The sequence below is a fragment of the Flavobacterium celericrescens genome (genome assembly GCF_011392075.1).
Lineage (GTDB): Bacteria > Bacteroidota > Bacteroidia > Flavobacteriales > Flavobacteriaceae > Flavobacterium > Flavobacterium celericrescens.
The window spans coordinates 24,554-37,472 of the sequence record NZ_JAAJBV010000012.1 but is presented as its reverse complement, the minus strand read 5'-3'; the positions used below and the strand labels follow the sequence as shown (position 1 = coordinate 37,472).

Genomic DNA, 12,919 nt, shown 5'->3' with positions numbered 1-12,919 from the left:
AAGCATTTTAACACAAGATTAAATTTTTTTTACAAATTTTTAAAAACGTGTTGCATATTAATACATAATTATTATCTTGCGACACTAAATTTATTACCTACTGAAAGTATGAAAATTAAGAAAATTATGGCTTTAAAATTGTTAGTTGTAATGGCGCTAACAATTGGTTTTACTGGTTGTAGTAAAAAAGGAAGCACTAAAGGTGGTTCATCAGCTACAGGTTGGAAAATTAATGACAAGAAAGGTGGTTTCCAGTTTAACGACAAGTTCAAGAAACAAGAAACTCCTCCAGGAATGATTTCTGTAGAAGGTGGAACATTCACTATGGGTAAAGTTCAAGATGATGTGATGCACGATTGGAATAACACTCCAAGTCAACAACACGTTCAATCTTTCTTTATGGATGAAACAGAAGTTACTAACAAAATGTATGCTGAATACTTATTTTGGGTAAAAACGGTTTTCCCTCCAACGGAAGAAAATTATAAAAATATTTATAACGGAGCAATTCCAGATACTTTAGTATGGAGAAACCGTTTAGGATATAACGAAACCATGACAAACAATTACTTAAGACACCCAGCATATGCTGATTATCCTGTAGTTGGTGTTAACTGGATTCAAGCTGTTGAATTTAGCAAATGGAGAACTGATCGTGTAAACGAAAATATTTTAGAACGCGAAGGTTACCTTAAAAAAGACAACAAAGTTAAGTTAGGAACAGATGTAAAAGCTGAATCATCATTCAGTACAGAAGCTTATATCAACTCTCCATCAAAATCTTTCGGAGGAAACGAAGAGATAGTTCTCAAGAAAGAAATGGGCGGCGGAAGAAGACAAGCTGCTGATACAGCTAAAAACGTATATGCTCAAAGAAGTTCAGGTTTAATTTTACCTGAGTACAGACTTCCAACCGAAGCTGAATGGGAATACGCTGCTGTTGCATTAGTAGGTAACAGAGAGTACAACATCTACAAAGGACAAAAGAAATATCCTTGGAATGGTCAGTACACTCGTTCTTCAAAAAGACAATACAGAGGAGATCAATTAGCCAACTTTAAACAAGGAAAAGGAGACTACGGAGGAATTGCTGGATGGTCTGATGATGGTGCTGACATTACCAACAAAGTAAAAAGTTATGCTCCAAATGATTTCGGATTGTACGATATGGCTGGAAACGTAGCTGAATGGGTACAAGACGTTTATAGACCTTTAGTTGATGATGAAGCAAATGATTTCAACTACTTTAGAGGTAACGTTTACACTAAAAATAAAATTGGTGAAGATGGAACTGCAGAATTAGTTACTTCTGACAACATTACCTATGACACTTTAAGTAATGGTAGAATTATGGCTAGAAATTTCCCTGGCCAGATTGCTCAAGTTCCAGTTGATGAAAACGAAACTTATTTAAGAACTCAATTCTCAACCTCTGACAACAGAAACTACAGAGATGGTGATAGACAATCTACACGCTACTTTAAATTTGGCGGTTCGGAAGAAGAAAACGCTGAAGGTGGAGAAGAAAAATTCAGAATGTACGAATCTCCAAAGCATAAAATTTCAACTGTAGTTGACTCTACGAACACTGAAAAGAAAATGCTAAAACAATTTGATAAATCTGATAAAAGAACATCTTTAGTTGATGACAACGTAAGAGTTTATAAAGGTGGATCATGGAGAGATAGAGCATATTGGTTAGATCCAGCTTCAAGAAGATATTTCCCACAAGATATGGCAACTGATTACATTGGATTTAGATGTGCAATGTCTAAAGTAGGTCCAAAATCAAACAAGAAAACTCCGAGAGGAAACGTGAAAAAATAATTTCACTAAAAATACTTACAAAAGCCCTTTTTTACGAAAGGGCTTTTTTTTATCTTCGTGTTTCTCAACAAAACAAACTTTCCAATGACTATAGATACAATACATTCTTTATTCCTAGAATGCTCAACCGTTTCAACTGACACAAGAAAAATCGAAAAAGACTGCTTATTTGTAGCACTAAAAGGAGAAAAATTTGACGCCAATACATTTGCAAAAGAAGCCTTAGAAAAAGGAGCAAAGTATATAATTATTGATAACCCTACATATCACATCAATCAAAAAACAATACTTGTAAATAACTCTCTTGAAACATTACAAGAATTAGCAAAATTTCATAGAAAACACATTGGATTACCAATTATTGCTCTAACTGGAAGCAATGGAAAAACAACAACAAAAGAGCTTATACACGCAGTTTTATCAAAAAAATATAATACCATAGCAACCATCGGCAACTTAAACAACCACATTGGAGTTCCTTTAACACTATTACGTTTTACACAAAATACCGAAGTTGGAATCGTTGAAATGGGAGCAAACCACCAAAAGGAAATAGAATTTCTTTGTGATATTGCACAACCTGACTATGGTTATATTACTAATTTTGGCAAGGCACATCTAGAAGGTTTTGGAGGAATTGAGGGTGTTATCAAAGGAAAAAGCGAAATGTATTCCTATTTAGAAAAAAACAACAAATTAGCATTTGTAAATTTAGATGACACTATTCAAAATGAAAAAACTAAAACACTAAAAAGATATAGTTTTTCCATAAATGAAAGCAATCCTAATACACAAATTAGTAGCGTTGAGGCCAATCCGATGGTACAAATAAAATATAAAAATCTTACCATCAACTCACACTTAATAGGAATATACAACGCGAATAATATTAATGCTGCGATAGCAATAGGAAATTATTTTAAAGTTCCTGATGAATTGATTAAAGAAGCTATTGAAAATTATATCCCAGAAAACAATCGTTCACAAATGATTCATAAAAATGGTAATGAAATAATTTTAGACGCTTACAATGCAAACCCTAGCAGTATGAGTGCGGCCATTGCTAATTTTATTCAACTTGAAAAGCCTAATAAAATTGCAATTTTGGGCGATATGTTTGAACTAGGAGAAGAAAGCTTAGCAGAGCATAAAAAAGTTATTCAGCTTGTAGAAAAAGAAACTGAAATAACCACCTATTTTATCGGAAAAGATTTTTTCGCAAACAAAACAAACAACAGTCACATATTATTTTTTGAAGATTTCAACGCATTTTCAAAACATTTGACTGAGAAAAGACCAACAAACCATTTAATCTTAATAAAAGGCTCAAGAGGAATGGCTCTTGAAAAAACATTAGAAATTATATAAAAATAAAAAAAGCACTTCAATTGAAGTGCTTTTTTATGTTTTGTGGGCGATGAGGGGTTCGAACTTTCCTCATAATGCGCTCATATATAATAAATTATATAAGTCTAAAAATCAAAGGTCTCGATTTTGCTCCTTCATATAGAAACAAACATCACTAAATCTTAATACTGTAAATTTAATAATTTTTATAATCTTCTGCAAATTAATTCATTACTAAATGATACTAAAAAATGAACTGGTTATTTAAGTGTTTATAGGTGCTTTTCTTGATTAAAATTTGTTTTAGCATTTCTTCTATTTTAACCAAAAATCAAGTGAGTTACTTGTTCATATTTTATGCCACTATATGTACAGAACTCTTCAATCGTTAGAAACTCATTTTCGAGCTTATTGAGGTCTTTTTTTATCTTTTGCATTAATCTAGTACTTTGACGATAACTCTTGCCTGTTATTCGTTGTATGTCCTTTGGATAGATGCATACCCTCTGATTATTCAATTTCATACTTTATCCATACCTTTGATATAGCTATGCTATACTTCTGACGTGCAGAAAATCTTTTGCAATTTAGTTATAATTTTTCATACTTATTTATTGTGTTTTTATGTTCATTTAAGACACTTGTGTCGATTTTGGACATATGGTACACTTGTTACTTTTTCTTTAGTGAAATGCTTTGTAAACTTTGCTTTAATCATTCAAAATATGGTTGCAACTGATTGAAAGAATGAAGGAGATTATAGATGAATGTTTAACAAAATTTTGAAGTTATGGCTAGACAGAAAGGCATAATTAAATTGAAAGGTACTATCGGAGATATTACTTTTTACAAAACGCAAGATGGGCACTTGGCAAGAGAAAAAGGAGGAATTGACGCTAGTAGAATTGCAAGTGATCCTGCGTTTCAAAGAACTCGTGAGAATGGTTCCGAGTTTGGTAGAGCTGGTAAGGCAGGGAAAGTGCTAAGAACCGCTTTAAGACCATTGCTTTTAAATTCTGCTGATGGTAGAATGGTGAGTCGTTTGACACAAGCAATGGTTAAAGTTATTCAAGCGGACACTGTTAGTGAACGTGGTTTGCGTAACGTGATTGATGGAGAAGCTGAATTATTATTTGGTTTTGAATTCAATATTCGTGGTAAGCTTGGTACTACTTTGTTTGCTCCGTTTGTGGCAACTATTGACCGAGTAGCTGGTGAAATTACTGTGGATTTAGCATCATTTATTCCTGCGAATATGATTGCTGCTCCAAGTGGAACTACTCACTACAAAATCATTTCTGGTGGAGCAGAAATTGATTTTGAAGCTGAAACGTATGTGGTTGCTACTTCTGAAACGGCAATTTTACCATGGGATGGAACTGCTACTGCTCCAATTAACCAAGTGAATGCAGTTACTGCTAACTCAACTAAGCCATTATTTTTGGCTTTAGGTGTTGAGTTCTATCAAGAGATTAATGGGCAAATGTATCCGTTGAAAAATGGTGCTTTTAACCCATTATCGATTGCAAAAGTTGACAGCGGTGTGTAATGGTTATTTGGTTAACTAGAACTTATTTCCCTGAAGGAGCAAATGGTAAACTCGAATGCGAAGGCAAATTGATTTGTAATACAATTGAATTGCCATGGAAGATGAACGAAACGAAGGTTTCTTGTGTTCCGGAAGGGAAATATTTTATTAGAAAGCGGTACAGTGCAAAATACAAATGGCATTTAGAATTGGTGGATGTACCGAATAGAAAGTTCATTCTTTTTCATCCTGCTAATAATGCTCAAAAAGAATTACAAGGCTGTATTGCTCCTGTTACTAAACTTTCTGGACCCGGTTTAGGTTTGATGTCGAGAAAAGCTTTTACGAAGCTAAAAGACTTTGTTTACAGAGCTTTGGACAAAAAAGAAAGTGTTGAATTAATTATCCAATAGATCCTTTACAGGATGACAAAAAACGTAATTATGAAAAAAATCATTAATAGAGCAAAAGCTCCCACACCAAAATTTTTCAAAGTGCTTCGAACTGTTGGGTTGGCATTAGCTGCCGTTGGTGGAACAATTTTAGCTGCTCCAATTGCTTTGCCTGCTATTGTAACTACCATTGGTGGTTATGTAGCAGTAGCTGGAGGAGTTTTGTCAGCTGCAAGTCAGCTAACTACAACTGATGACAGCCAATAATCCCACATTGATGGGTACTGCTGGAGGCACATTTTTAAGTATTGTACCAAATCTTTCCTCTGATGATATTGCCAAAACGGTTATCTTAGCTACCGTTGGAGCTGTTGTCAGTTTTACGATTTCGTTACTGCTTAAAAGCATAAATAAGAAGCACAAAAAATAAGTTTAGCCCTAGTTGTGGTGACCTTTGGGTTAAACATGATTAAGCCAAGTCGTAAGACCTGGCTTTTTTTATTTGTTGCGATACCTCATCAAAATAGCATTGCGAAGCTCATTGATTAAGTGGATGTTTTTTGTGTGATGTGCTTCTTGTTCTTGCAATAGTTTCAGTGCTAGTATGTTTTTATGGTGCAGCTCGTGTTCACGCATTAATCGGGTTGCTTTTGGATTGAACTCTTTCTTGAATTCATAGAGGGATAAGAACGGAATGACTGAACCGCGAAGAAAAGGCATCCAGAATTTTGATTTCCATAGGCTCATGGCAATCCAAAAAATGTCCTCTTTTTGAGCTTCGGTTTGGAATACTAGTACAAAGCTGTTTGTAAAACCTTCATTGCTCGGTTTTCCGCTATTTAGTCCTTTTGATAATACGAAAAAATGCTGTTTGGCATAGTGCGTCCCAGGTTGGTGGGTTTTGATAAAAATAGTGTCCATTGTACAAGGATTTAACAGGTTAACTTCCTTCGTCTTTCCTTCGTGATTGTCCAAAATGTGATTGAAAACCGAGATGCCCCACACACATTTTTGCAAAAGAAAAAAGGAAAAAAAAGAAAGCCGTCTTGCCTTGTGGAGGGTTTCAAAAAAGCAAGTTTTTCGGGTAAAATACTACCCATATGCGTCTGTGGAAACGCTAAGTGGATGTTGTGGTTTTGAAAATGTATGGGTGGAGATTTTATCCGAAACCGAAGGCTTGAACTTGCTTTTTTGAATACCCGGAACAAAACTTTGGCTTCTTTTTTATCCTTTTTTTTGTAAAAATGTTTACCCCAAATGTTCTTATGAAAACGGACACAGGGATTATTCAATCGGGACTGGTAAACAAGGGTGTGGTTTTCTTTTTTTCGCTGGACGACCTCGACTGCGCTCGGTTTGACAATGTTTCTTTGTGAATATGAGAAAAAAGAAAAACACACTCTTGTGGTGGTTTGATTTTTGAGGATGCTTGATGGTTCAGTTAGCAGTCGCGGTTTTCAGTTAGCAGTTAAGGTCTGATGAAAATGGGAAGCATCTTCAAAAAACAATGAAAATTACGTTAGCGGTAGCGTTCCTATTCTTTTTCGGGTGGGTGCGGCTGGGCGCGGATATTTTACATAATAACCCTTATAACTTTCAGGGGGACTGCGTGGGGTGTTGGGAATGAATTATAAGGTTTATTATGTAATAATAGCTTGGGAGTGGTTTTTGTGTGCTTTTAGCGTTTGTTTTTTGAAATGGGTGTAAGTGGATAAAAAATGGCGGACTGTGCGCGAGGGGTTGGGAAAACAGGGAGCCATTTTTTATTGACTTACTTGGGGGAAAACAAGTGCTAAAAGTGCACGAAAAACCACTAGTGCGGTGGGGAGCGTTGGACTGGGTGGGTGAAACTACTTCAGCGAAGCGTTCCGATTTCTTTTTATTTGAAATTAGCGAAATGGAGCAAACAAAGAATTGATGCCAGGAAACTTGGACTAGAAGCGATTTTTGTGCAGCTGAATGAGATAATAAATCTTAGTAAATAGTTTATCTACCCACCTTATCTACCCACTTATGGTAATTTAAAATGAATAATCCAATATCCACCTTTAGCTCCATTCATTCTTTCCAACAAACCTAATTCTTTTAAAAAAAGTAAATTTTTATCAATAGCAGAAAGACTTAAGCCTAAAACATCTGATAATTCACGAATGGAAATTCTACTGTTTTTATGAATATTTTTTAAAATATCTATTCTATTTTCAGTTAGTTTTTCTACCCACTTTTCTACCCACTTTTCAAAATCAAATGGTCTTCTAAGTGTAACAGTAAACATTCCATCAATATTAAATTCTGGAGGAGTTAATCCTTCATCATTCATAACATCACGAATACGAGTTATTCCTGAACCTATCTGTTCTACTAATCTCATTCTTTCAAATAAACCAAAAATTAATGGATTTCTACTTGCACTTCTTTTCCCAAATTCACTTTTTGGAACTGCACTTACTAAACCACCTGGATTAGATATTTCTACTCGATCATCAAATACTTCGATAGTTATTCTTGCTCCTTTATCGTAGTAATCGCGATGAGCTAATGAATTTATAATTGTTTCTTTGAATGCTGTTTCTGGTATTTCCCATAATTCTTTTCTTGCTTTACCGCCTTCTCCTTCAATATCATATCTTACATCTAGTTTTGACTTTAACCAAATCATACTTTTTTGATATTGTTGGTATAATGTTCCTGTCATTACTTTATCATCAACGATATAGCGTTTGTCTGTGCCATCAAATGCTACACAACGAATTACTGCTTTTTCAAAAAACTTTTCAGGATTACTTCCAAAAAATAAAACGGTACCGTTTTTTAATTGGCCATCATTTGTTACTAACTTTAGATTGGTAAATAATTGTTCGTTTGAAGTTACATTGACTAAGCCAGCTTCAAAACGAAATGTATTGATATTTTCTTTTGCAATGTCGTCTTCTATATTTGCTTCTTTACAAATGGCATCATCAAAGTAAATTTTATCAGCTTGCTGGAAAAAGTCTCTCATTTCTTCAACCGTTGTGAGTTTCTGCGAATTTGGACCTTGACGCACATAAATTGCACCTGATAACACATAAGGTTTATTTTGACCTGATGGGACTTCGATTACTGCTATATTTTTACCATCTACCTCAATAATATTAAAATCACATTTCAGCACTGGAGATATCTCGTTTATTGAATTTTGTATTGCTGAACGTTTAGCATTATCAATTGTTATTCCTTTAATAGTGTTAGCATCATCAACGCCAATTAAAACAACACCTCCTGAAGCATTTGCAAAAGCACATACTTCCTCTGTGATTTCCTTTATCTTATTTGGAATACTGACTTTGAATTCGGCATTATAACCTTCTCCAGAAGCTATTATTGATTTTATTTCGGTTGGGTTTAGCATTTTATTTTATTAGTTCTTATCAAATGTATGACAAAAAATCATTTTCTTAAAGACTTATACTTTCTAGTAATTATTTTATAAAGTTTTTGTAGCAATTCTTCTTTATTTATAAAGTTAATTTGAGATAAAAGATTGTAATTTGAAACTATAGTAAGTTTCATTAATTGATTAATATTCTTTTTGTTCCAAAAATATAGCTTACCATTTATTCTATAAATAAAGCCCTCGAAAGTTGTAATTCCATTTTTATACTTCACAACACTGAAAACATTACAATTGATGTTTTTAATTTCATCAGGATGCAAAAAATCCATTTCGGATATTATATTGTCAAACTTAAAATTTTTATTTGACTTCAACACTCTTCCTTTTCTTTCCGTTTTATATACTTCTTGTGAAAAATTAATGTTCTCTAGTTGTAACAACCAACAGTTATTCTTTTTAAGTTTCCCAAGGTTAATTTTGTTTTTTACAACAAACTCTTTTAATAGATATTCTTGAACCATAGCATTTTTTCGTAAAAAACGAAAAAATTTAAAAGATGACATTTCAAAAAATGGCTCATAAGGATTAATGTTAACAATATCCTTGACATTATCATCTTTTTTGTGAAAGTCAAACGCTTTTTTATGGGCTACATACATCAAAGTGTAGTGAATACCATTTTCACCAATACTGAATGTATATTTTTCTCGGTTTTCGTTAGGTTGAGTATAAAAGAAGAAGTTTGGAAATTCCATATTGTATTATTTAATCCCATTCACTAACAAATTCTTCTTTCCTTTCTCTTTCAATACTCATTTTAGAATACATTATATTTCTCTCGATTAACTCAATAAATTCATAATAATTTATGTTATTTTGGTTAACTAGAAAATCTTTAACTTTTTCATATTGAGATAATTCAAATTGCATATTTGGCAATCTACTTCCCATTGTTACTCCAGATGATGTATAAAAATCAAGTCTTTTAAATAATTCAATATCACAACCTTTATCTAAAATAATTTTTAGAAAATCTAACATCTTATCTCTATAAACAGTTGTAACAATATTAAATATGAATTCAATCATTTTGTTATCATTGGAAGACACCAATTTTCTTTGTAAAAAATCAATCTCTTTTTGATTATTACCTTTAAACACATTAGAAAACTCTGATGCTCTATGAGAATAGCTTTTAAAATTTACAAAATAATTGATCATATTTTCAAAAATGATTTCATAATTAGGTAGTTCCCATAATTTCTTAAAATTGTTATCATCAAAATCTCTTCTCGATAAATAATCTTTTTCATCAAAATTGTACTTTAACAAATCAATAATGAAATTTGAATTATAGGATAAAATAATTTTAAAGACGTTTAAGTCGTAATCAAAATGTCTTCTTTGGTTATCAAAATATAGATACAAAAATTCTATTTTGCTTAGACTTGATATAAATGTTGATTGATACTTATCATGGATGATTTCAAAAAAACGATCATCTATATTTAGGTATTGGTGAAGTTTAGTTTTTTCAATTAATAAATTTAATACTTTTTCAATTTCTTTATTTGTATCAATATCTAGATATTCAAGTTTATCTAATACATCATCTAAGAAGTAAACATTTGTAAAATCTATTTTCTCTATTAAACTAAATACACAATTGTAATCATCTATGCTGGTTAATTCAGGAGGAGTTCTTAAAAAGAGTTCTAATAATAATCCTTCTGTTTTGGTGCTTTTTTTGAATACTGTTTTTAATTGTTGAATTTTACTATCATCATTTTCTATGCTTGACAATATTTTTCTAAAGTATAATCTTTCGGAATATTCATATTTAAAAATTTCATCCAATACAAGAATAAATGTATCGAAGTCATTTGAAGCTAAGTTTTGAAAAATATCAGAAACAGGACTTATTATGCTTTCAATACAAGAATAATTATTGTATTTATTTTCAGATATCACTTGCAATGATTTTAGAAATTCATTGTAGTCATCAAAAGAATAATTTGAAAAATCTTCAAGAAAATCTTCATCTCTATCAAATTTTTTATCCAACTTTGACCAAAGAATATACTCTTTTGAACGAATTAATTCTTTTACTTTTTTTGAATATTTAATTTTAGAATAATCAAGAGTTTTTGTGTATTTTTTTATAATAGAAGCTTCCCTGAATGAATTATTTTTGAAATTTTCCATAAAAAATGGAATTATTAAATCTTTATCGAAAGTAACAACTCTTTTTTCTCTTTCATTTAAATGAGAATAATGATGTCTTTCAAAAAAATCCAAAACATCATTTTTTAATATGTCATTCTTGTAGCAACCAAAAATAAAGTTTAACAGCTTTTCTCTAAATTTTTTGTGGTCTTCACTTAAAACAATAAACATCTGACCAAAATAAATCTTATTTCCATCGCCTCCTTCATTGTATTGATAACTATCAACTAAGTACTTATCAGAAATATAAAGAATGATTTTTGAATAAAGAATTGGATTTCCTTCAATTTTAGAATATAAAAAATCAAAAAGCTGAATTTGAGTTTTGTAACTATATTCAAAACTAAATCGTTCATAAGTAAAGGATTGTTTGAATACTTTTAATACTTTAGTAAAAACTAATTCATTTGAAAGTGCATATTTCATTAATAGTTCCAAAGCTACCTCAAACTTTTCTGGAATGTGATAAAAATTTACTAATAGACTGATTAATTTATCATCATACGATTTTATATGATTGTCTTTATATAATTCAAATTTTAAGTTATCAGTATTAGTCCGTTCAAGTTTAGTTATGAAGGTATTTGCATAAAGAATAGTTTCAGTTTGGAGGTAAAACCAAAAACTTTCTAAAAATCTAATTGATTTATCCTGATAGGATTTTATATTATTCCATTTCGTATTCAGATCATAAATTATCAATTCCTTAATTTCTTCAAAACCATAATTACTAATAATTGGGTTCAAAAGACGCATTAAAGAAATTTTATGTTCATCAAAGTATAAGTAAAGTAATAGTGAAAATGAAATATGTTTTTCTTTGATAAAAATTAAGTAAAATATATATTCTCCAAGAATTTGGTCGGCAACTTTATATGTATTTTTAAATTCATCAGCCAATTCATTTTCAACTAATAAACTTAATTTTTCTATTAATTCATTCTTAGGAATATTAAAGTATTTATTAATTTCATCGATGAGTTCTACATTAGAAATATCAATTGTTCTAAATAAACTTAAAATTCCGGCTACCTTAAGTAAGGTTAAATCATTTTTTAAAGTATTGTTTGCAGAAGAAAAATACTCTTCTAAAATCAATGATGCTTTATTCAATTTTTCAATGTCGTTATTAATTCCAGCTATGGCTGCCATCAAGCAATCCTTGGATTTCCTTTAGAAATTGAATAAATTCTGTCTATGTAGTAGCTATTAATGTTATACTCTGGTGAGCTAAGAATTTTTGATAATTCTGTTTTATCAAAATTTGCTAATTCAATTAGTTCATATTCTTTGAGTTCTTTTTCTACTTCATTTTTAAGATAATTTCTTACCGTTAAAACTATTTTTATATTACCCTCTTTGAATTCATTCTTGAAGGTGATAATTGATGATAAATTACTTTTTAATTTATTTGCATCATCAACTACAATTAAATATTTTTTATTTTTAATTAGTTGAACTTTTAAATCCTCCCAAATTAATTGGTTGTTATTTCTAATGTATTTAACTATAAAATCAGAATTACTTTGTATGAATTTTTCAACTAATTCTAATGAAAATTTTGTTTTACCTACACCAGCTTGTCCAGTAATTAAAAGAAAATCTGATTTGTTTAAGAATTGTTCACCTTTTGTTAATTCATCTGTTCTGTTATAAAAAGTATTTGATAATGGTGTTGCGAACTTAGATTTTTCATATTGAGTAATGAATTCACTCATTTCTAAAATTTGACCTGTATCAATTGTTAAACCTATTTCTTTGGCTAAAGAAGGAAAGTCTCTAAAGATAATTGTTGCTAAAGCATCTAATCCAATTACTTCTAATTTTGTAAATCTATTAATCTCGTTTTTATACAAATTTAATTCTTCCTGAATTTTTGTTGTAATTTCTTGATTGCAGATTAAAATAATTCTAACAATTTTTTCTTGAGAAATATCCTTTTGATTAAAGCAATGTCTAATATCTCCTTTAAGTTTTTCTATTAATTGCTTTTTCTCAATAGTTGTAACTTCGTTAAAAATGTAGTTATCACCATCTGAAATAAAATTATCAGGAGTTCCTTTCTTAGATTTTTCCTTTCCAATTACCAAACCTGTGGCATTAATTATTGGAAAACGATATGCAAGATATAATCTACATAAGTTTGCAAATTTATCTGGATTACATCTTTGAAGTGCTTGTTCTATTGCTGTTATCATTGTAAATCATTAATTTACAAAAATA

General features: G+C 30.9%; 11 protein-coding genes. 6 read left to right on the top strand and 5 right to left on the bottom strand.

Features of this window, described 5'->3' with window-relative positions; all coding sequences use genetic code 11:
• Nucleotides 1-108: 108 nt before the first annotated feature.
• The 6 genes from gldJ to G4L40_RS12430 all read left to right on the top strand — a co-directional run bounded on the left by gldJ (nucleotide 109) and on the right by G4L40_RS12430 (nucleotide 5,524).
• On the top strand, nucleotides 109-1,827 hold the full coding sequence (gldJ, locus tag G4L40_RS12455; protein WP_166237516.1) for a gliding motility lipoprotein GldJ: 1,719 nt from the start codon (nucleotides 109-111) through the stop codon (nucleotides 1,825-1,827).
• 84 nt (nucleotides 1,828-1,911) lie between these two features.
• The gene (locus G4L40_RS12450) at nucleotides 1,912-3,195 is read left to right on the top strand and encodes a UDP-N-acetylmuramoyl-tripeptide--D-alanyl-D-alanine ligase (RefSeq protein WP_166237515.1); all 1,284 of its coding nucleotides are present in this window, start codon (nucleotides 1,912-1,914) and stop codon (nucleotides 3,193-3,195) included.
• A 769-nt stretch (nucleotides 3,196-3,964) separates the two neighbouring features.
• Complete coding sequence (locus G4L40_RS12445; RefSeq protein ID WP_166237514.1) at nucleotides 3,965-4,723, top strand: hypothetical protein; 759 nt, start codon at nucleotides 3,965-3,967, stop codon at nucleotides 4,721-4,723.
• Nucleotides 4,723-5,115 (top strand): DUF5675 family protein, encoded by a 393-nt coding sequence (locus G4L40_RS12440; protein ID WP_166237513.1) that lies wholly within the window; start codon nucleotides 4,723-4,725, stop codon nucleotides 5,113-5,115. Before G4L40_RS12445 ends, G4L40_RS12440 begins: the two co-directional genes overlap by 1 nt.
• A 30-nt stretch (nucleotides 5,116-5,145) precedes the next feature.
• The gene (locus tag G4L40_RS12435; protein WP_026726201.1) at nucleotides 5,146-5,361 is read left to right on the top strand and encodes a hypothetical protein; all 216 of its coding nucleotides are present in this window, start codon (nucleotides 5,146-5,148) and stop codon (nucleotides 5,359-5,361) included.
• The gene (locus G4L40_RS12430; RefSeq protein WP_157490557.1) at nucleotides 5,348-5,524 is read left to right on the top strand and encodes a hypothetical protein; all 177 of its coding nucleotides are present in this window, start codon (nucleotides 5,348-5,350) and stop codon (nucleotides 5,522-5,524) included. Before G4L40_RS12435 ends, G4L40_RS12430 begins: the two co-directional genes overlap by 14 nt.
• Nucleotides 5,525-5,592: 68 nt before the next feature.
• Here the strand turns inward: G4L40_RS12430 and G4L40_RS12425 are convergent, their stop codons facing one another.
• From G4L40_RS12425 to G4L40_RS12405, 5 genes are all read right to left on the bottom strand, one after another.
• Entirely contained in the window at nucleotides 5,593-6,099 is a 507-nt protein-coding gene (locus G4L40_RS12425) for a DUF6943 family protein (RefSeq protein ID WP_317163967.1), read from the bottom strand.
• A 1,006-nt stretch (nucleotides 6,100-7,105) separates the two neighbouring features.
• The gene (locus tag G4L40_RS12420; RefSeq protein ID WP_166237512.1) at nucleotides 7,106-8,485 is read right to left on the bottom strand and encodes an ATP-binding protein; all 1,380 of its coding nucleotides are present in this window, start codon (nucleotides 8,483-8,485) and stop codon (nucleotides 7,106-7,108) included.
• A 38-nt stretch (nucleotides 8,486-8,523) separates the two neighbouring features.
• On the bottom strand, nucleotides 8,524-9,225 hold the full coding sequence (locus tag G4L40_RS12415) for a hypothetical protein (RefSeq protein ID WP_166237511.1): 702 nt from the start codon (nucleotides 9,223-9,225) through the stop codon (nucleotides 8,524-8,526).
• Nucleotides 9,226-9,235: 10 nt separating this feature from the next.
• Nucleotides 9,236-11,848, bottom strand: a complete 2,613-nt coding sequence (locus tag G4L40_RS12410; RefSeq protein ID WP_166237510.1) for a hypothetical protein — start codon at nucleotides 11,846-11,848, stop codon at nucleotides 9,236-9,238.
• Nucleotides 11,848-12,894, bottom strand: a complete 1,047-nt coding sequence (locus G4L40_RS12405; RefSeq protein WP_166237509.1) for an nSTAND3 domain-containing NTPase — start codon at nucleotides 12,892-12,894, stop codon at nucleotides 11,848-11,850. The genes G4L40_RS12410 and G4L40_RS12405 overlap by 1 nt, the downstream gene beginning before the upstream one ends.
• Nucleotides 12,895-12,919 lie beyond the last annotated feature (25 nt).

What these genes read in the sequence shown, in the direction of transcription:
- gldJ (WP_166237516.1), top strand. Translation starts at nt 109, where the DNA reads ATGAAAATTAAGAAAATTATGGCTTTAAAATTGTTAGTTGTAATGGCG.
- G4L40_RS12450 (WP_166237515.1), top strand. Translation starts at nt 1,912, where the DNA reads ATGACTATAGATACAATACATTCTTTATTCCTAGAATGCTCAACCGTT.
- G4L40_RS12445 (WP_166237514.1), top strand. Translation starts at nt 3,965, where the DNA reads ATGGCTAGACAGAAAGGCATAATTAAATTGAAAGGTACTATCGGAGAT.
- G4L40_RS12440 (WP_166237513.1), top strand. Translation starts at nt 4,723, where the DNA reads ATGGTTATTTGGTTAACTAGAACTTATTTCCCTGAAGGAGCAAATGGT.
- G4L40_RS12435 (WP_026726201.1), top strand. Translation starts at nt 5,146, where the DNA reads ATGAAAAAAATCATTAATAGAGCAAAAGCTCCCACACCAAAATTTTTC.
- G4L40_RS12430 (WP_157490557.1), top strand. Translation starts at nt 5,348, where the DNA reads ATGACAGCCAATAATCCCACATTGATGGGTACTGCTGGAGGCACATTT.
- G4L40_RS12420 (WP_166237512.1), bottom strand. Translation starts at nt 8,485, where the DNA reads ATGCTAAACCCAACCGAAATAAAATCAATAATAGCTTCTGGAGAAGGT.
- G4L40_RS12415 (WP_166237511.1), bottom strand. Translation starts at nt 9,225, where the DNA reads ATGGAATTTCCAAACTTCTTCTTTTATACTCAACCTAACGAAAACCGA.
- G4L40_RS12410 (WP_166237510.1), bottom strand. Translation starts at nt 11,848, where the DNA reads ATGGCAGCCATAGCTGGAATTAATAACGACATTGAAAAATTGAATAAA.
- G4L40_RS12405 (WP_166237509.1), bottom strand. Translation starts at nt 12,894, where the DNA reads ATGATAACAGCAATAGAACAAGCACTTCAAAGATGTAATCCAGATAAA.